13 protein-coding genes are annotated in these 16,350 nt (G+C 68.1%); 6 read left to right on the top strand and 7 right to left on the bottom strand.

All coding sequences use genetic code 11. The features are described 5' to 3' along the window. The first annotated feature begins 44 nt into the window (after window positions 1-44). Window positions 45-1,160 carry a succinylglutamate desuccinylase/aspartoacylase family protein gene (locus tag H0X95_RS25845; protein WP_048987652.1) on the top strand — a complete coding sequence of 372 codons (1,116 nt, stop codon included), beginning with the start codon at window positions 45-47 and terminating at the stop codon, window positions 1,158-1,160. 211 nt (window positions 1,161-1,371) lie between these two features. On the opposite strand, the gene H0X95_RS25840 is transcribed toward H0X95_RS25845, so the two are convergent. Continuing rightward, window positions 1,372-2,160 carry an IclR family transcriptional regulator gene (locus H0X95_RS25840; RefSeq protein WP_006482577.1) on the bottom strand — a complete coding sequence of 263 codons (789 nt, stop codon included), beginning with the start codon at window positions 2,158-2,160 and terminating at the stop codon, window positions 1,372-1,374. A 227-nt stretch (window positions 2,161-2,387) separates the two neighbouring features. Here H0X95_RS25840 and pcaF point away from each other — a divergent pair, with 227 nt between their 5' ends. After that, the gene (gene pcaF / locus H0X95_RS25835; RefSeq protein ID WP_006494221.1) at window positions 2,388-3,590 is read left to right on the top strand and encodes a 3-oxoadipyl-CoA thiolase; all 1,203 of its coding nucleotides are present in this window, start codon (window positions 2,388-2,390) and stop codon (window positions 3,588-3,590) included. 111 nt (window positions 3,591-3,701) lie between these two features. Here the strand turns inward: pcaF and H0X95_RS25830 are convergent, their stop codons facing one another. From H0X95_RS25830 to H0X95_RS25820, 3 genes are all read right to left on the bottom strand, one after another. Further along, the gene (locus H0X95_RS25830) at window positions 3,702-4,181 is read right to left on the bottom strand and encodes a DUF523 domain-containing protein (RefSeq protein WP_422614077.1); all 480 of its coding nucleotides are present in this window, start codon (window positions 4,179-4,181) and stop codon (window positions 3,702-3,704) included. Window positions 4,182-4,303: 122 nt separating this feature from the next. Continuing rightward, the gene (locus tag H0X95_RS25825) at window positions 4,304-4,864 is read right to left on the bottom strand and encodes a GNAT family N-acetyltransferase (protein ID WP_006482619.1); all 561 of its coding nucleotides are present in this window, start codon (window positions 4,862-4,864) and stop codon (window positions 4,304-4,306) included. Continuing rightward, window positions 4,861-5,718, bottom strand: coding sequence for a class I SAM-dependent methyltransferase (locus H0X95_RS25820; RefSeq protein WP_059722087.1), 858 nt, complete (start codon window positions 5,716-5,718; stop codon window positions 4,861-4,863). The genes H0X95_RS25825 and H0X95_RS25820 overlap by 4 nt, the downstream gene beginning before the upstream one ends. A 311-nt stretch (window positions 5,719-6,029) precedes the next feature. Between H0X95_RS25820 and H0X95_RS25815 the strand changes: the two genes are divergently transcribed. Together H0X95_RS25815 and H0X95_RS25810 are read left to right on the top strand one after the other, a co-directional pair. Beyond that, window positions 6,030-7,574, top strand: coding sequence for a methyl-accepting chemotaxis protein (locus H0X95_RS25815; protein ID WP_034203239.1), 1,545 nt, complete (start codon window positions 6,030-6,032; stop codon window positions 7,572-7,574). Between the two features lie 413 nt (window positions 7,575-7,987). Continuing rightward, window positions 7,988-9,532 (top strand): methyl-accepting chemotaxis protein, encoded by a 1,545-nt coding sequence (locus tag H0X95_RS25810; protein ID WP_006494226.1) that lies wholly within the window; start codon window positions 7,988-7,990, stop codon window positions 9,530-9,532. Between the two features lie 116 nt (window positions 9,533-9,648). Here H0X95_RS25810 and gabD read toward each other — a convergent pair whose 3' ends face one another. Both gabD and H0X95_RS25800 read right to left on the bottom strand, forming a co-directional pair. Continuing rightward, window positions 9,649-11,118: an NADP-dependent succinate-semialdehyde dehydrogenase gene (gabD, locus tag H0X95_RS25805; RefSeq protein ID WP_012493582.1), complete on the bottom strand. Its 1,470-nt coding sequence runs from the start codon at window positions 11,116-11,118 to the stop codon at window positions 9,649-9,651. A 90-nt stretch (window positions 11,119-11,208) separates the two neighbouring features. Next, complete coding sequence (locus tag H0X95_RS25800; RefSeq protein WP_125331517.1) at window positions 11,209-12,492, bottom strand: 4-aminobutyrate--2-oxoglutarate transaminase; 1,284 nt, start codon at window positions 12,490-12,492, stop codon at window positions 11,209-11,211. Between the two features lie 126 nt (window positions 12,493-12,618). Here H0X95_RS25800 and pdxR point away from each other — a divergent pair, with 126 nt between their 5' ends. Beyond that, entirely contained in the window at window positions 12,619-14,127 is a 1,509-nt protein-coding gene (pdxR, locus tag H0X95_RS25795) for a MocR-like pyridoxine biosynthesis transcription factor PdxR (RefSeq protein WP_006494228.1), read from the top strand. Between the two features lie 160 nt (window positions 14,128-14,287). Here pdxR and H0X95_RS25790 read toward each other — a convergent pair whose 3' ends face one another. Continuing rightward, window positions 14,288-15,124 (bottom strand): DMT family transporter, encoded by an 837-nt coding sequence (locus H0X95_RS25790; RefSeq protein WP_059722085.1) that lies wholly within the window; start codon window positions 15,122-15,124, stop codon window positions 14,288-14,290. Window positions 15,125-15,238: 114 nt separating this feature from the next. Between H0X95_RS25790 and selD the strand changes: the two genes are divergently transcribed. Further along, window positions 15,239-16,303 (top strand): selenide, water dikinase SelD, encoded by a 1,065-nt coding sequence (gene selD / locus H0X95_RS25785; RefSeq protein WP_006494230.1) that lies wholly within the window; start codon window positions 15,239-15,241, stop codon window positions 16,301-16,303. Window positions 16,304-16,350: the final 47 nt, after the last annotated feature.

The raw sequence follows: 16,350 nt of genomic DNA, 5'->3' as shown, positions 1-16,350 counted from the left end.
GCCCGTTGCCCCGATTCCCTGCTTTCATCCATTCGAGACCCTCGATGCAGATTCGCACCACGCCGCTCCTGTCGCCGTCGATCGGCACGCAACGCACGCTGACGAGCTTTCATTTCGGGCCGGCCGACAGCGGCCGCAAGATCTACCTGCAGGCCGCGCTGCACGCGGACGAGACACCCGCGATGCTCGCGGCGGTCGTGCTCAAGCAGCGCCTCGCGCAGCTCGACGCCGAAGGGCGGCTCGCGGCCGAAATCGTGCTCGTGCCGGTGTCGAACCCGGTCGGCCTCAATCATCATCTGCTCGGGCAGTTCATCGGCCGGTTCGATCTCGCGAGCGGCCGCAACTTCAATCGCGGCTTCCTGCCGCTCGCGGAGATCGCCGCGCGTGCGCGCGACCGGCTGGGCGACGACGGCGCGCGCAATCGCGCGATCGTGCGCGAATGCGTCGGCGCGGCGCTCGACGAAATCGCGCCGCGCACCGAATTCGATGCGCTGCAACTGGCGCTGCTGAAGCTGTCGCACGACGCCGACGTCGTGATCGACCTGCATTGCTCGCTCGAAGCGGTGATGCACGTCTACACGAGCGATACCGCGTGGCCGGAGGTCGAGCCGCTCGCGCGTTATCTCGGCGCCGAGGTGTCGCTGCTCGCCGAGGATTCGGGCGGCCATGCGTTCGACGATGCCCATCATCTGCTGTGGTCACGGTTGCGCGCGTATTTGCCGGACGGCACGCCGATGGCGGCCGGCACCGTGGCCGTGACGGTCGAGTGTCGGGGCCAGCGCGACGTGACGTACGAATATGCGCAACGCGACGCCGACGCGCTCGTCGACTATCTGGTGTGGTGCGGCGCGGTGCGCGGCGAACGCGCGCCGCTGCCGCCGCTGGCCGCGCCGGCCACGCCGCTCGCGGGCAGCGAGCAGTTTTATGCGCCGGTGAGCGGGATCCTCGTGCACCGCGCGGCGATCGGCGCGACGATCCGTGCGGGCGATCCGCTGTTCGACATCGTCGATCCGCTGACGGATGCGGTCACGACGATCTCGAGCGCGACCGATGGCGTGTTCTACATGCGCCGCGCGATCCGCTTCGTGACGGCCGGCGCGCCGCTCGGCCGCGTGACGGGCACGGTGCCGGTGCGAAAGGGGATGCTGCTGGGCGCGTGAACGAGGCGGTGGCCTGCCGACGCGATGCAATTTCGTTCTCGTCAGATTGACCGTGTTCGAGCGCGTTACTAAATTGTGCGACGCGGAGTGCGCTCCGTGTTCCGTGAGAAGAACGTTGCAGAGATCAGAGTTTGAGCGGGCGGCCTGTGCCGCCCGTCTTTTTTTGTTCGGTGACTTGTCGTGTCACGGATACGACGATCGGGCAGGGTGCTCAGCCACGTCGCGCCACCAGCTCCGATACCGTCTGCGCGGCCTGCTGCAGCGGCCCGAGAAACTCCTTCACCATCTGCTTCGCGGTATGCCGCTGCGCGTTGCCGCTGATGTTCATCGCGGCGATGACCTGCCCGCGCCGGTTGCGGATCGGCGCGGACAGCGACATCAGCCCCACTTCGAGTTCCTGGTCGACCACGGCCCAGCCCTGCTGGCGCACCTGCGCGATCGCCGCCTTCAGTTCGCCGATGTCGGTGATCGTGCGCGGCGTGTGCGCGCGGATGGCGCTCTGCGCGAGCGTGTCGTCGAGCGTCGCATCGTCGAGCGCGGACAGCAGCACGCGGCCCATCGACGTGCAGTATGCAGGCAGCCGGCTGCCGATCGACAGGTTGATCGTCATGATCTTGCGGGTCGGCACGCGCAGTACGTAGACGATCTCGGTGCGGTCGAGCACCGCGGCCGAGCAGCTTTCGTGGATCTGCGCGGACAGTTGCTCCATCACCGGATCGGCGAGATTCCAGAACGGCATCGACGTGAGATACGCGAAGCCGAGTTCGAGGATCTTCGGCGTGAGCCGGAACAGCCGGCCGTCGGCCTCGACGTAGCCGAGCGTCTGCAGCGTGAGCAGGATCCGGCGCGCGCCCGCGCGCGTGAGGCCGGTGGCCGATGCGACCTCGGTGAGCGTCTGTTCCGGGCGTGCCGCGTCGAACGCGCGGATCACCGCGAGGCCGCGCGCGAACGACTGTACATAGGAGTCGCCGGGTTTCGTCTGAATATCGTCGGTTGTCATGAGCGCCTGGAATGTCGTGCAGCCGAGAAGATAGCGCATGGGGCCCGACACGCCAACCGCCAGGCCGACCGTGCCCTTGACAGGTCGTCCCCGCACTCCCTATGATGCGTTGAACGTTCGATACACGATCTTATGTTCGTATGTAGAACATTTAAGCGCATCCCGGCGGGCAATGCAAGGGGCGCGCCCTGTTCATTTCCCAGCCCTTCACGGGACCGGAGACACTGATGACCGAAGCTTTTCTGTGTGATGCGATCCGTACGCCGATCGGGCGTTACGGTGGTGCACTGTCCGGCGTGCGCGCCGACGATCTGGGCGCGGTGCCGCTCAAGGCGCTCGTCGAGCGCAACCGCGACGTCGACTGGACGGCGATCGACGACGTGATCTACGGCTGCGCGAACCAGGCCGGCGAGGACAACCGTAACGTGGCACGCATGTCGGCGCTGCTGGCGGGTTTGCCGGAGGGCGTGCCGGGTTCGACGATCAACCGCCTGTGCGGTTCCGGGATGGACGCGGTCGGCGTGGCCGCGCGCGCGATCAAGTCGGGCGAAGCCGCGCTGATGGTCGCGGGCGGCGTCGAGAGCATGACGCGCGCGCCGTTCGTGATGGGCAAGGCCGCGAGCGCGTTCGCGCGCCAGGCCGACATCTACGACACGACGATCGGCTGGCGCTTCGTCAATCCGTTGATGAAACAGCTGCACGGCGTCGATTCGATGCCGGAAACCGCCGAGAACGTCGCGGTCGACTACAACGTCAGCCGCGCGGATCAGGACCTGTTCGCGCTGCGCAGCCAGCAGAAGGCCGCGCGGGCGCAGCAGGACGGCACGCTGGCCGAAGAAATCGTGTCGGTCACGATTGCTCAGAAGAAGGGCGATCCGGTGATCGTGTCGCGCGACGAGCATCCGCGCGAGACGTCGCTCGAAGCGCTCGCGAAGCTGAAGGGCGTCGTGCGCCCGGACGGCTCGGTGACGGCCGGCAACGCGTCGGGCGTCAATGACGGCGCCGCCGCGCTGCTGCTGGCGAACGAGGCAACCGCGAAGCGCTTCGGCCTGACGCCGCGCGCCCGCGTGCTGGGGATCGCGACGGCCGGCGTCGCGCCGCGCGTGATGGGCATCGGTCCGGCGCCGGCCACGCAGAAGCTGCTCGCGCGGCTCGGGATGACGATCGACCAGTTCGACGTGATCGAGCTGAACGAAGCGTTCGCGTCGCAAGGTCTCGCGGTGCTGCGCATGCTCGGCGTCGCCGATGACGATCCGCGCGTGAATCCGAACGGCGGCGCGATCGCGCTCGGCCACCCGCTCGGCGCATCGGGCGCGCGCCTCGTGACGACCGCGATGTACCAGTTGCATCGCACGAACGGCCGCTTCGCGCTGTGCACGATGTGCATCGGCGTCGGCCAGGGCATCGCGATCGCGATCGAACGCGTCTGAGCGGCGTAATGCGGTGATGCGGGCGGTGCGCGGCCGGATCCGCGCCGCTTGACCGCTGCGCCGTTTCCGCCACGATGGGCGGCACGAGGTGTCTCGTGCCGCCCATCGTCGTTAACCGGCCTGCGACGCTTGCCTGAGCCGCGCGTCGAGGGCGTCGATCTCGGTGTCCGCGAACACCTCGATGCCATGCGCGCGCAGCAGCGCCGCCGTGACGCCGGCGCCCGCGTGGCGCCGGCTCTCGAAACTTCCGTCGTAAATGAACGTGCTGCCGCACGACGGGCTGCCGTCGGCGAGGATCGCGAAGCGGCAATCGTGCGCCTGCGCGAGGGCCAGCGCGGTTTGCGCGCCGGCAACGAACGGGGTCGTCACGTCGGTGCCGTTCACGTCGACGATACGTGCGTGACCCGACAGCACCTGCTGCCCCGATGCGCCGCCGGCGATCTCGGCAGGCGGGCGCGGCACGCCGAGGCCGCCCGCGAGTTCGGGGCAGACGGCCACGAGCCGCCCTTCGCGTTGCCAGCGTTCGAGCGCTTCGTGCGCGGCGGTCTTCGCCGCGCCGTTGTAACGCACCGGATGGCCGACCACGCACATGCTGACGAGGATCTTCGGCGGGGCGGGCGGTGGCGGCTCGTGGTTCAATGTCGCGCTCCGTGACGGTTGATGGCGATTGTGGCAGAGCGAAAAATTCTACGCGTCATTCCAGTGCCGGGCCGTCAGGCCGTCGGCCCTTCGAGGTGAATGTCCTCGGGCTCGAGCGCGTAAAGCTCGGGATCGGGCGCCATGCTGACCGTGAAGCCGAGCCGCAGGTAGAAGTCGATCGTGTGCCGCGACGGCGTGGCCGACACATACAGGCGCTCGGCGCCCATTGCACGTGCCTGCACCTGCGCCGCGCGATAGAGCTGTACGCCGAGCCCGCAGCCGCGCCAGTCGTGGCTCACATGCAGGAATTTCAGTTGCAGCATGTCGCGCCGCGGGCCGAGCGGCCGGCTGTCGACGACGACGGCCGCGACGAGCCGCGTGCCGTCGAACCGGCCGAGAAACCAGCCGCCGCGGTCGTGGCAGTCGAGCAGGATCGGCGTGTAGTGATCGGCTTCGCCGTCGGGCCAGCCGGCCACGTCGTAGAACTCGGGCACGAGATGCAGCGCGCCGTCGCGCAGCACGTACAGGTGCTCGATGATTTCGCGGCGGTCGATGGTCCACACGAGCGGCACGTCGTCGCGGGCCAGCAGGCGGGCCGACAGCGCGTCGCGTTCGGCGGCGGTGCGGCGCGTCATGCGGCCGCCCGCTGCGCGGCGATTGCGTACATCAACGGCAGGCGCGGCATGCCTTCGGGCGGCACCATCCGGCGGCCCTCCAGCTCGCGCATGCCGTCGAAGCCCTTCCAGCCGTTCGCGTACGGATATTCGTTCAGGCGGTCGATCGCGAGCCCGGCCGAGATCAGCGCATTCACCACGTCGCCGATGCCCCACATGAACTCGTAGCTCGGATGCGGGTTCGCGAAACCGACGATGCCCGGATGATCGTGCTGCTCGCCGAGCCCCGTGCCGGACGCCGCGACGTAATCGCTGACGCCCGCGGGTTCCTCGGTCGCGTCGCTCTTGAAGTAGTCGTAGCGCGGTTGCCACTGTTCGTCGAAATACAGTGAGAACGGATGGAACTCGATCATCGCGAAGCGGCCACCCGGTGCGAGCAGCGAGGCGATCCCGCGCGCCCATGCGCTCAGGTCGGACAGCCAGCAGATCGCGCCGTACGACGTGAACACGCGATCGAAGCGCTCGCCGCGCGCGGCGGCTTCGGGCATCCAGTCGAGTACGTCGGCGCGCTCGAACCGGGCGGGCAGGCCCGCGTCGGCCGACAGTCGCCGCGCGAAGTCGATCGCCTCGTCGGAGATGTCGACGCCGGTTGCATCCGCGCCGTCGCGCACGAGGCTCAGCGTGTCCTGCCCCGCGTTGCATTGCAGGTGCAAGAGCCGCAGACCGGTGAGATCGCCGAGCAGTTCGCGTTCTTCCGGAAACAGCGTCGAGCCGCCATTGCGGAAAAATGCAGCCTGATCGCCTTTATGGCTGTTGTGCGCGACCGTCGCCGTATTCCAGGACAGCCGATTCAGTTCGTGCAATGCCTTTTTCATGGAATTCGAATTCAGGTGGAATGGAGCAGGATAAGTCAAATCGTTTCGCCGCGCGCAACGGATGCCGGCATTGGCGCATCGGGCCGAGCGTTGTGGCAAGTTGATAAACGCGTGTCGGGATTATCGCCGGATTATTTGATCGAAATCATGGCAATGGCTGGATTGCCCATTTTATGCGCAACGGAATTAAGGTTTTCCGATGAATTGCCGACAGTAAGGACGAGAGTGTCGTAAAGCGATCAACCGTTTTTCGGCTACTGAGCGCGACCTCAGCGCGGCGCGGACGACAGATCCGCCTTTCGGAGCCTTGCATGCGCAACAACCAGCCCGTTACCCAACAGGAATTCGATTTTCCCGACGACGTCACGCTGATGTCGACCACCGATGCCGACAGCATCATCACCTACGCAAACACGACGTTCGCGCAGGTGAGCGGGTTCTCGAACGAAGAGCTCGTCGGCCAGCCGCACAACGTGGTGCGTCACCCGGACATGCCGAAGGAGGCGTTCGCCGACATGTGGGCGACGCTCAGGCGCGGCGAACCCTGGACCGCGCTCGTGAAGAACCGCCGCAAGAACGGCGATCACTACTGGGTGCGCGCGAACGCGATTCCGGTGATGCGCAACGGCGCGCCGCAAGGCTACATGTCGGTGCGCACGAAGGCGCCGCACGACGAGACCCAGGCCGCGGACGCGCTGTATCGCGCGTTTCGCGAAGGCAAGGCCGGCCGGCGGCGGTTCCACAAGGGGCTCGTCATCCGTACCGGGCTGCTGCGGCTCGCATCGCTGTCGCAGACGATGTCGGTGCGCGCACGCGTGCATTCGGCACTGTGCGTGCTGGCGCCGGCCGTCGTCGGCGCGGGCTGGGCCTGCGGGCTGGCCGGCGGCGGGCTCGCGGCGTTTGCCGGCGTGACGGTCGGCGTGGCGGCGGCCGCCGGCTGGTGGCTCGACGCGCAGATCGTGCAACCGTTGAAACGGCTGCACGAGCAGGCGCTGAACGTCGCGACCGGCGAGAGCCGGCGCGGCGTGCGGATGAATCGCGTCGACGAGATCGGCATGACATTGCGCACGATCAACCAGCTCGGGCTGATGTTCCGCTGGCTCGTCGACGACGTCAGCGAGCAGGTGCACAACGTGCAGCGCGCGAGCAACGAGATCGCGCAGGGCAACAACGACCTGAGCGCGCGCACCGAGCAGGCCGCGTCGAGCGTGCAGGAAACGGCCGCGTCGATGGCCGAGATGACGGCGACCGTGTCGAGCAATGCGGAGACGGCGCTGCAGGCGAATCAGTTGTCCGTGTCCGCGAGCGAGGCGGCCGAGCGCGGCGGGCAGGCGGTCAGCGAGGTCGTCACGACGATGAGCGAGATCACCGACAGCTCGCGCAGGATTGCCGACATCATCGGCGTGATCGACGGCATCGCGTTCCAGACCAACATCCTCGCGCTGAACGCGGCGGTCGAGGCGGCGCGCGCGGGCGAACAGGGTCGTGGTTTCGCGGTGGTCGCCGGCGAGGTGCGTGCGCTCGCGCAGCGCAGCGCGAACGCGGCGAAGGAAATCAAGACGCTGATCGGCGCGAGTGTCGAGCGGGTCGAGTCGGGTGCGCGGCGCGTGGACGAGGCGGGCCGGACGATGGAGGACATCGTCACGCAGGTGAAGCGCGTGTCGGATCTGATTGCGGAGATCAGCTCGTCGACGGCCGAGCAAAGTACGGGTGTCGCGCAGGTCGACCAGGCGGTCGTGCACCTGGACAACATCACGCAGCAGAACGCGGCGCTCGTCGAACAGAGCACGGCGGCGTCGGAGAGCCTGAAGCAGCAGGCGACGCGGCTCGTGGATGCGGTGAACGTGTTCAGGTGATGCCGAAAGGGGGCGCGACGTGCGGGTTCGATCGATGAATGCCGGATGTCGCGCCCCAGCGCTTATCCAGGGTTGAGGATTGGGTCGAACGGCGAAAAATGAGAAATATTCTTATTTCCAATTGACTGTTCGTGTATTCAATTACGGCCGAAATCACGACGGGAAATAATCAGACGAATGGCCGGAAAACCTTTGTCGGACAAGGCGTTGCGTTTTATCCGTGAACAAATTATTCGGTAAAAACAAGTTGATTCATATTTAATGCATATTTACCCGAATACGGCATAATGTTTTCGTCGAATGTGCCGAAAGTGCAGGAGCCCGACTCACACGCATGCGAATCGATCGCCATGCGCGGAGTCTCGAATCAATCGACGAGCGGACGCAAGATCCGCCACCCGGAGCTCCACACCATGCGCAACAACCAGCCCGTCACGCAACGCGAATTCGAATTTGCCGACGATGCGACGCTGATGTCGACGACCGATGCCGACAGCTACATCACGTACGCGAACGCGGCGTTCATCCAGGTCAGCGGCTTTTCTCCCGAGGAAATCGAAGGCCAGCCGCACAACGTGGTGCGTCACCCGGATATGCCGAAGGAGGCGTTCGCCGACATGTGGGCGACGCTCAAGGGCGGCGAGCCGTGGACCGCGCTCGTGAAGAACCGCCGCAAGAACGGCGATCACTACTGGGTGCGCGCGAACGCGATTCCGGTGATGCGTAACGGGCAGCCGAAAGGCTACATGTCGGTGCGCACGAAGGCGACGCGCGACGAGATCGCGGCCGCCGAGGCGCTGTATCGCGATTTCCGCGAAGGCAAGGCCGGCAGCCGCCGGTTCCACAAGGGATTGATCGTGCGCACGGGCGCGATGCGCGTCGCGTCGCTGTTCCAGACGATGTCGGTGCGCGCCCGGCTGGTGTCGACGCTATGCGTGCTCGCGCCGGCGGTCATCGGCGCCGGCTGGGCGGGCGGGTTGACCGGCGGCGGGCTCGCGGCGTTCGCCGGCGCGGCGATCGGCGTGACGGCGGCGGCCGGGCTGTGGCTCGACGCGCAGATCGTGCGGCCGCTTCGACAGTTGCGCGACGAGGCGTTGCGCGTGGCGACCGGCGAGAGCCGCAGCGGCGTGCGGATGAACCGGGTCGACGAGATCGGCATGACGCTGCGCACGATCAACCAGCTCGGGCTGATGTTCCGCTGGCTCGTCGACGACGTCAGCGAACAGGTGCTGAACGTGCAACGCGCGAGCAACGAGATCGCGCAAGGCAACAACGACCTGAGCGCACGCACCGAGCAGGCGTCGACCAGCGTGCAGCAGACGGCCGCGTCGATGGCCGAGATGACGGCGACCGTGTCGAGCAATGCGGAGACGGCGTTGCAGGCGAATCAGTTGTCCGTGTCCGCGAGCGAGGCGGCCGGGCGCGGCGGGCAGGCGGTGAACGAAGTCGTCGCGACGATGAACGACATCACCGACAGCTCGCGCAAGATCGCGGACATCATCGGCGTGATCGACGGCATCGCGTTCCAGACCAACATCCTCGCGTTGAATGCGGCGGTCGAGGCGGCGCGCGCTGGCGATCAGGGGCGCGGTTTCGCGGTGGTCGCCGGCGAGGTGCGGGCGCTCGCGCAGCGCAGCGCGAACGCGGCGAAGGAGATCAAGACGCTGATCGGCGCCAGTGTCGAGCGGGTCGAGTCGGGTGCGCGGATCGTCGATGGCGCGGGCAAGACGATGGAGGACATCGTCACGCAGGTGAAGCGCGTGTCGGATCTGATCGCGGAGATCAGCTCGTCGACGGCCGAGCAGAGCACGGGTGTCGCGCAGGTCGACCAGGCGGTCGTGCACCTGGACAACATCACGCAGCAGAACGCGGCGCTCGTCGAACAGAGCACGGCGGCGTCGGAAAGCCTGAAGCAGCAGGCGACGCGGCTGGTCGAGGCGGTGAACGTATTCCGCTGATCGCGGGGAAGGGAGGGTGACGCGGGCGCGACGGAGAGGCGCCGGCCCGCGTCGGGCCGCCCGGTTCCGGCCGGGCGGCGAGGGCCTGTCGCCGGGAAGCGACCGGCCCCGAACCGTCAGACGGCCAGGCAGAGGTACTTGATCACGACGTAGTCGTCGATGCCGTAGTGCGAGCCTTCGCGGCCGAGGCCCGACTGCTTGACGCCGCCGAACGGCGCGACTTCGTTCGAGATCAGGCCCGTGTTCACGCCGACCATCCCGTATTCGAGCGCTTCGGCCACCTTCCACACGCGACCGATGTCGCGGCTGTAGAAGTACGCGGCGAGGCCGAACTCGGTGTCGTTCGCGAGGCGGATCACTTCGTCGTCGCTGCCGAACTTGAACAGCGGCGCGAGCGGCCCGAACGTTTCTTCCTTCGCGACCTTCATCGCCGGCGTGACGCCGGTCAGCACGGTCGGCTCGAAGAAGCCGTGGCCGAGCGCATGGCGCTTGCCGCCCGTCACGACGGTCGCGCCCTTCGCGAGCGCGTCCTCGATGTGCGCCTCGACCTTCAGCACGGCCGCTTCGTTGATCAGCGGGCCCTGCGTGACGCCCGGCTCCGTGCCGCGGCCGACCTTCAGCTGGCCGACGGCCGCCGCGAGCTTCTGCGCGAACTGGTCGTATACGGCTTCGTGCACGTAGAAGCGGTTCGTGCACACGCACGTCTGGCCGCTGTTGCGGTACTTCGACGCGATCGCGCCCTGCACGGCCGCATCGAGATCGGCGTCGTCGAACACGATGAACGGTGCGTTGCCGCCGAGCTCCAGCGACACCTTCTTGACCGTCGCCGCGCATTGCGCCATCAGCAGGCGGCCGACCGGCGTCGAGCCCGTGAACGACAGCTTGCGCACGATCGGGTTCGACGTCAGTTCGCCGCCGATCGCCTTCGGGTCGCCCGTGACGACGCTGAACACGCCGGCCGGCACGCCCGCGCGCTCGGCGAGCACCGCCATCGCGAGCGCGGAGAACGGCGTGGCCTCGGCCGGCTTCACGACGATCGGGCAGCCGGCCGCGAGCGCCGGGCCGACCTTGCGCGTGATCATCGCCGCCGGGAAGTTCCACGGCGTGATCGCCGCGCATACGCCGATCGCTTCCTTCGTCACGACGATGCGCTTGTCGCTCGCCGGCGTCGGGATCGTGTCGCCGTACACGCGCTTGCCTTCCTCGGCGAACCATTCGAGGAACGACGCCGCGTAGCCGATCTCGCCCTTCGCTTCGGCCAGCGACTTGCCTTGCTCGGTCGTCAGGATCAGCGCGAGGTCGTCGGCGTTTTCCATCATCAGGTCGTGCCACTTGCGCAGGATGACCGCACGCTCCTTCGCGGTCTTCTTGCGCCATGCCGGCCAGGCGGCGTTCGCGGCGTCGATCGCGTGACGTGTCTCGGCCGCGCCCATCGCCGGCACGGTGCCGAGCAGGCCGCCGGTGGCCGGGTTGCGGACGTCGAACGTCTCGCCGTTCGTCGCGCCTTGCCATTCGCCGTTGACGTACGCCTGCTGGCGGAACAGCGACGGATCTTTCAGTGCCAGGGTTTCCTGAACAGTGCTCATATGAATCACCTGCTTCGAAAAGGACGGATGAAAACGGCCGCCGCCGTCTTCACGACGGCGGCGGCGCATTCAGTTGCAGCGGACGGGAACTCAGGCCGGCACGCCGACCGTTTCCTTCAGCACTTCCTCGAGGATCACGAGCGCTTCGTCGAACACGGCTTGCGGGATCGTCAGCGGGAACAGGAAGCGCACGACGTTCGAGTACACGCCGCACACGAGCAGCAGCAGGCCGCGCTCGAGCGCACGCGCCTGCACGCGCTTCGTGAATTCGGCATCCGGCTCGCCCGAACCCGGCTTCAGGAATTCGACCGCGATCATCGCGCCCGGGCCGCGCACGTCGGCGATCTGCGGCACGTCGGCCTGCAGCGCGTTCAGCTTCGCCTTCAGCACGTCGCCGAGTTGCGTCGCGCGCTCGCACAGCTTCTCTTCGTCGATGATCTCGAGCACCGCGTGCGCCGACGCGACCGCCAGCGGGTTGCCCGCGTAGGTGCCGCCGAGGCCGCCCGGGGCGGCCGCGTCCATCACGTCCGCACGGCCGACGACGCCCGACAGCGGCATGCCGCCCGCGAGGCTCTTCGCCATCGTGATCAGGTCGGCCAGCACGTCGTAGTGCTGCATCGCGAACAGCTTGCCGGTACGTGCGAAGCCCGTCTGCACTTCGTCGGCGATCAGCAGGATGCCGTGTTCGTTACAGATCTTGCGCAGCGCGCGCACGAATTCGGCCGGCGCCGGGTTGAAGCCGCCTTCGCCCTGGACCGGTTCGAAGATGATCGCGGCGACGCGCTTCGGATCGATGTCGGCCTTGAACAGCATCTCGATCGCCTTGATCGAGTCGGCCGTCGTCACGCCGTGCAGTGCGTTCGGGTACGGCGCGTGGAACACGTCGCCCGGGAACGGGCCGAAGTTCAGCTTGTACGGGGCGACCTTGCCGGTCAGCGCCATGCCCATCATCGTGCGGCCGTGGAAGCCGCCCGAGAATGCGATCACGCCCGGACGGCCGGTCGCCGCACGCGCGATCTTGACCGCGTTCTCGACGGCTTCGGCGCCGGTCGTGAAGAACGCGGTCTTCTTCGGGAAGTCGCCCGGCGCGCGTTCGTTGATCTTTTCCGCCAGCTCGACGTACGACGCGTACGGGACGATCTGGTAAGCGGTGTGCGTGAAGCTGTTCAGTTGATCCGCGATCGCCTTGACGATCTTCGGGTGGCGGTGGCCCGTGTTCAGCACCGCGATGCCGGCGGCGAAATCGATGAAGCGGCGGCCTTCGACATCCCACAGCTCCGCGTTCTCGGCGCGGGCGGCGTAGAAATCGCACATCACGCCGACGCCGCGCGGGGTGGCGGCGTTCTTGCGGGCCTGCAGGTCGGCATTCTTCACGGTCATCTCCTTGATGTTCTGTCCGGTGGGTAGGAAATCGGGCGCCTTGGCAACCCATGGAGGCGACTATAATCACATTTGGCTCTGGCAATCAGAGCCATTTCAATAAATATTCAGGAGCCAATCATGCGCGCGAGCGTGTTGTCGGACTGGCTGGCGCAGCGCCTCGTGCGCGGCGGCGAACAGCCGATCTACCGGCAGCTTCACCGGCTGCTGCAACAGGCGATCCTGTCGCGCGAGCTGCCGGCCGGCACGCGTGTGCCGTCGTCGCGGCTGCTGGCCGCCGAGCTCGGGATCGCGCGCAACACGGTCACGCAGGTTTACGAACAGCTGGCGCTCGAAGGCTATGTGAACTCGGCGACGGGGCGCGGCACGTTCGTCGCCGACAGCGCGCCGGACGAGATCGTCGGCGCGCCGCCCGACGCGGGCGCAGGCCCGGCCGTCGTGACGCCGTCCGTACGGCGGCTGTCCGCGCGCGGCACGCGGCTCGTCGAAGGCGCCGGCGTGTCGAAGCGCCAGGGCGGCGCGTTCATGCCGGGCGTGCCCGATGTGTCGCGATTTCCGGCGCGTGTGTGGACGCGGCTGCACAACAAGTACTGGCGACGCCTGCGCCCCGACCTGCTGACCTACGCGCCCGGCGGCGGGCTCGCGCTGCTGCGCGAGGCGCTGGCCGACTACCTGCGCACGTCGCGCTCGGTGCGCTGCACGCCCGAGCAGATCGTGATCACGACCGGCATCCACCAGTCGATCGACCTCGCGGTGCGGCTGCTGACCGACCCGGGCGACGCGATCTGGACCGAGGACCCGTGCTACTGGGGCGTGCGCAGCGTGCTCAACGTGTCGGGGCTGACCACGCGGCCGATTCCGGTCGACGACGAAGGCATCGCGCCGTCGGCCGCCGATCTCGCCGAACCGCCGAAGCTGATGCTCGTCACGCCGTCGCACCAGTATCCGCTCGGGATGGTGATGAGCCTCGCGCGGCGCCGGATGCTGCTCGAATACGCGCGCCAGCACGGCTGCTGGATCATCGAGGACGACTACGACAGCGAATTCCGCTACGGCAGCCGGCCGCTCGCGTCGCTGCAGGGGCTCGACACGGCCGGGCAGGTGATCTACGTCGGCAGTTTCGGCAAGACGCTGTTCCCGGGGCTGCGGGTCGGCTATCTGGTCGCGCCGGAGCCGCTCGCGGAAAGTTTCGCGACCGCGAGCGCCGAGCTGTATCGCGAAGGGCAGCTGCTGCAGCAGGCCGTGCTCGCCGAATTCATCGCGGAAGGGCACTTCGTGTCGCACATCCGCAAGATGCGCACGCTGTACGGACAACGCCGCGAGGTGCTGCTCGACGCGGTCGCGCGGCGCTACGGCGATACGCTGCACGCGCTCGGCAGCGACGCCGGGCTGCATCTCGTCACGCAATTGCCGGCCGGCGTCGACGATCGCGCGGTCGCGCAGGCCGCGCTCGAACGCAACATCGTGGTGCGGCCGCTGTCCGGGTACTACGCGGATCGCGAGCGTGCCGCATCGGGTTTGCTGCTCGGCTATGCGTGCGTGCCGGAAGACGAGATCGCGACCGCGTTCGCGACGCTTGCCGAGGCGATCGACGAGCGGGCGTTCGACAAGGTGGCGGCGGCGGTGTGAGGCGGACGGACAGCCGCGCCGCCGCCGGGCCGAATCGTGCTGCCCGCGGTGCGGGGAACAGGCGTGTGCCGCGACGCGCGAGACGTTCGCCGATTCGCGGATTCGCGTGGAGCCGGTTCGACGCGTCCGGCAGCGTCAGCGGCGGCCGCTGGCCCGCTGTTTAAAGCCGGATCAACGCCGCGCCCGCGACCACCAGCGCGCAGGCGGCGAGCCGCTGCGCACCGGGCCGCTCGCGCATCACGAACCAGCCGATCGCGACCGCGAAGATCGAGCTCGTTTCGCGCAGCGCCGACACGGTCGCGACCGGCAGGTGCCGATACGCGAGGATCACGATCCCGTATGCGGCGAGCGAGATCGTGCCGGCGATCGCGCCCTGCGTGAGCGCGGTGCGCGAGCCGAGCACCGCGCGCGGGCCGCCGCGCACCGCGCAGACGAGCACGAGCTGCGGCACGCTCCACAGCAGATACACCCACGCGATATAGCCGAGCGCGCTGCCGGACACGCGCGAGCCGATCCCGTCGCAGATCGAATACGCGGCGATGAACACGCCGGTGAGCAGCGCATACGGCACGCCTTCTCCGGAGAACTGGAAGCCGCGCCGCAGCGCGAGCGACATGATGCCGAACGACACGAGCGCGATGCCGGCGAAGCCGAACGGCGTCGGCCGTTCGTGCAGCATCGCGAGCGCGAGGACCGATACGAGCAGCGGCGAGATCCCGCGCGCGATCGGATAGATCTGCCCGAATTCGCCGTTGCGGTACGCGCGCGCCAGCGTGAAGCAGTACGCGACCTCGAGCACGGCGGACGCGACGACGTACGGCCACGCGGCGGGCGCCGGCGCGGCCAGCAGCACGGCGCCGGCGATGCCGAACGCGAGATACGGCAGCGACATCGTGCCGAGCTGGACCAGCCGATCTTCGCTGACGTGGAGGAACGCGTTCCAGATGGCGTGCAGCAGCGCGGAGCACAGCACGAGGCCGATGAAGAAGTGATCCATGAACGAACGGGCGGACGAAGGCGGGAGCGGGCGGCGCCGTCAATTATGTGGGTATCCGGCGCGCTCGCGCGGAATTGTCGATAATAGAACGTTGTTATTCACCGGATGCCGACGATGACCGAAGCCACCCAAGCCCAGCCTGCCGTTCCGCGCCTCACGAGCCTGTCGCACGGGGGCGGCTGCGGCTGCAAGATCGCGCCGGGCGTGCTGTCCGAGCTGCTCAAGCGCGCGACGCCGCCCGCGCTGTTCCCGGATCTGCTGGTCGGCACCGAGACGTCCGACGACGCGGCCGTCTACCGGCTCAACGACGAGCAGGCGATCGTCGCGACCACCGATTTCTTCATGCCGATCGTCGACGATCCGTTCGACTTCGGCCGCATCGCGGCCACCAACGCGCTGTCCGACGTCTATGCGATGGGCGGCAAGCCGATCCTCGCGCTCGCGCTGGTCGGCATGCCGATCAACGTGCTGCCGCACGAGACGATCGCGGCCGTGCTGCGCGGCGGCGAATCGGTGTGCGCGGATGCCGGCATTCCGGTCGCGGGCGGTCATTCGATCGATTCGGTCGAGCCGATCTACGGGCTCGCGGCGATCGGCGTCGTGCATCCGTCGCGCGTGAAGCGCAACGCGGCCGCGCGCGCGGGCGACGTGCTCGTGCTCGGCAAGCCGCTCGGCGTCGGCGTGCTGTCGGCCGCGCTGAAGAAGAACCAGCTCGACGCCGACGGCTACGCGCAGATGGTCGCGACGACCACCAAGCTGAACCGGCCGGGCGCCGAGCTCGCCGCGCTGCCGGGCGTGCATGCGCTGACCGACGTCACCGGCTTCGGGCTGCTCGGCCATACGCTCGAACTGGCGCGCGGCGCGCAGCTCACCGCGCGCGTGCACTATGCGTCGCTGCCGTGGCTCGCGGGCGTCGAGACGTTCGTGGCCGACGGTGTGTTCACCGGCGCGTCGGGCCGCAACTGGGCCGCGTACGGCACCGACGTACGGCTCGCCGACGGGCTGCCGCCCGTCGCGCAGGCGCTGCTGACCGATCCGCAGACGTCGGGCGGGCTGCTGGTCGCGTGCGTGCCGGAGGCGGTCGACGACGTGCTCGCGTGCTTCCGTGCCGACGGCTTCGACCGCGCGGCCGTGATCGGCGAGATGGCGGACGGGCCCGCACGCGTCGACGTCGCCTGACGCCGGATTCATACCGCGTATCGTTTCGACGTCGCTGGAATCGATGC

Source organism: Burkholderia sp. 9779_493, from assembly GCF_015712215.1.
GTDB classification, from domain to species: Bacteria; Pseudomonadota; Gammaproteobacteria; order Burkholderiales; family Burkholderiaceae; genus Burkholderia; species Burkholderia cenocepacia.
The sequence above is the reverse complement of the archived record's forward strand: the minus strand, read 5'-3'. Positions and strand labels throughout refer to the sequence as shown.

What these genes read in the sequence shown, in the direction of transcription:
- H0X95_RS25790 (WP_059722085.1), bottom strand. Translation starts at nt 15,124, where the DNA reads ATGGATCACTTCTTCATCGGCCTCGTGCTGTGCTCCGCGCTGCTGCAC.
- H0X95_RS25810 (WP_006494226.1), top strand. Translation starts at nt 7,988, where the DNA reads ATGCGCAACAACCAGCCCGTCACGCAACGCGAATTCGAATTTGCCGAC.
- pdxR (WP_006494228.1), top strand. Translation starts at nt 12,619, where the DNA reads ATGCGCGCGAGCGTGTTGTCGGACTGGCTGGCGCAGCGCCTCGTGCGC.
- gabD (WP_012493582.1), bottom strand. Translation starts at nt 11,118, where the DNA reads ATGAGCACTGTTCAGGAAACCCTGGCACTGAAAGATCCGTCGCTGTTC.
- pcaF (WP_006494221.1), top strand. Translation starts at nt 2,388, where the DNA reads ATGACCGAAGCTTTTCTGTGTGATGCGATCCGTACGCCGATCGGGCGT.
- H0X95_RS25815 (WP_034203239.1), top strand. Translation starts at nt 6,030, where the DNA reads ATGCGCAACAACCAGCCCGTTACCCAACAGGAATTCGATTTTCCCGAC.
- H0X95_RS25845 (WP_048987652.1), top strand. Translation starts at nt 45, where the DNA reads ATGCAGATTCGCACCACGCCGCTCCTGTCGCCGTCGATCGGCACGCAA.
- H0X95_RS25825 (WP_006482619.1), bottom strand. Translation starts at nt 4,864, where the DNA reads ATGACGCGCCGCACCGCCGCCGAACGCGACGCGCTGTCGGCCCGCCTG.
- H0X95_RS25820 (WP_059722087.1), bottom strand. Translation starts at nt 5,718, where the DNA reads ATGAAAAAGGCATTGCACGAACTGAATCGGCTGTCCTGGAATACGGCG.
- H0X95_RS25840 (WP_006482577.1), bottom strand. Translation starts at nt 2,160, where the DNA reads ATGACAACCGACGATATTCAGACGAAACCCGGCGACTCCTATGTACAG.
- H0X95_RS25830 (WP_422614077.1), bottom strand. Translation starts at nt 4,181, where the DNA reads ATGTGCGTGGTCGGCCATCCGGTGCGTTACAACGGCGCGGCGAAGACC.
- selD (WP_006494230.1), top strand. Translation starts at nt 15,239, where the DNA reads ATGACCGAAGCCACCCAAGCCCAGCCTGCCGTTCCGCGCCTCACGAGC.